This is a genomic window from Pseudomonas sp. Sample_24 (assembly GCF_004307605.1).
In the GTDB taxonomy this organism is placed as follows: Bacteria; Pseudomonadota; Gammaproteobacteria; order Pseudomonadales; family Pseudomonadaceae; genus Aquipseudomonas.
Map to the genome: position 1 here is coordinate 1 of NZ_RCNW01000191.1, position 1,516 is coordinate 1,516.

The 1,516-nt window shown below is 56.5% G+C and carries 1 protein-coding gene and 1 pseudogene; both read left to right on the forward strand.

Translation table 11 applies throughout. The annotated features are described in order from the left end of the window. Nucleotides 1–686 (forward strand): CBS domain-containing protein (locus tag D8V06_RS09855; RefSeq protein ID WP_130930883.1); only part of this gene is annotated, 686 nt, incomplete at its 5' end. Between the two features lie 652 nt (nucleotides 687–1,338). Continuing rightward, nucleotides 1,339–1,516: pseudogene (locus tag D8V06_RS09860) on the forward strand (type III PLP-dependent enzyme); the annotation flags it as partial.

Genomic DNA, 1,516 nt, shown 5'->3' on the forward strand with positions numbered 1-1,516 from the left:
CGCCGCTGTTGTTGATGGACGAACCGTTCGGCGCGGTCGACCCGATCAACCGCGAAATGATCCAGAACGAGTTCTTCGAAATGCAGCGGGCGCTGAACAAGACCGTGATCATGGTCAGCCACGACATCGACGAAGCCATCAAGCTCGGTGACAAGATCGCGATCTTCCGCGCAGGCAAGCTGCTGCAGATCGACCATCCGGACACACTGCTTGCGCATCCGGCGGATGACTTTGTCAGCAGCTTCGTCGGTCAGGACAGCACCCTCAAGCGCCTGTTGTTGGTGAAAGCCGAAGACGCAGCGGACAACGCGCCCTCTGTCAGCCCCGAAACACCCGTGGCCGAGGCGCTGGAATTGATGGACGAGCACGACCGCCGTTACGTGGTGGTGACTTGCACCGAGAACAAGGCGTTGGGCTACGTGCGCCGCCGCGACCTGCACCGCCAGACCGGCACGTGCGGGCAATACCTGCGCGAGTTCAACGCCACCGCTGCCTACGACGAACATTTGCGCATCCTGTTGTCACGGATGTATGAGTTCAACCGTTCGTGGCTGCCGGTGATGGATGCCGAAAGGGTGTTTTTGGGTGAGGTGACGCAGGAGTCGATTGCGGCCTACCTGAGTTCGGGACGTTCGCGGGGGATGAAAACCAATATCGTCTCGCCGGCCGAGGCAGTAGTCGCCTGATCAATAAATAGTCAGAAACGAACCTGTGGCGAGGGAGCTTGCTCCCGCTGGGTCGCGAAGCGGCCCCCTCTTTTAAAAAAGCGGGGACTGCTTCGCAGTCCAGCGGGAGCAAGCTACCTCGCCACAGTTTTTTGTGTTTTCAAAGACTGGAAAAGAATATCAACACCGAGGTGGGCTCTGGCACTGCTAAAGCACCCGCCACATTAATCAAAATCGCCTTCACACCCGCCTCTCGCCGCCAACGTCGCCGATGTTGACGCCATCACACTTCTCTACAAACTAGCTGACAAAAGCATCGAACGTGCAGGTATTTTTAACACTGGAAAAATCACGGGGAACATCTGCCCGTCACACAGGTCCGCTACAAAGAGTGATATCGGGTACGCACGTCAGAAGCGTGCAAAAACGCGACATTTTTTGTTGATCTCAAGCCCCTCACGCCCTAAAGTTCGCGCCGAACGTCCATGCTGGAAACGATCCATCCGGCTCAAGTACTGACGACGAGACAGCAAGGCCAAGGGAAAGCTGCACTTCCCATGGCCTTTTTGCTTTCGGCGACATGCCTTGGGAAGTAGGCGAACCAAAGTGGGGATACGGAGGACGTTCATTTGCACCCATTGATTAACGACGTTTGCCACTAGGAGTCCCAAGTATGTCGATCCAGGTCGAAGACTATTTTGCGCGCGAAACCTTTCAGAAAATGAAGGCGTTCGCCGACAAGCAAGAAACCCCGTTCGTGGTGATCGACACCGCGATGATCAGCCAGGCCTATGACGACCTGCGCGCCGGTTTCGAATTCGCCAAGGTCTACTACGCGGTCAAGGCCAACC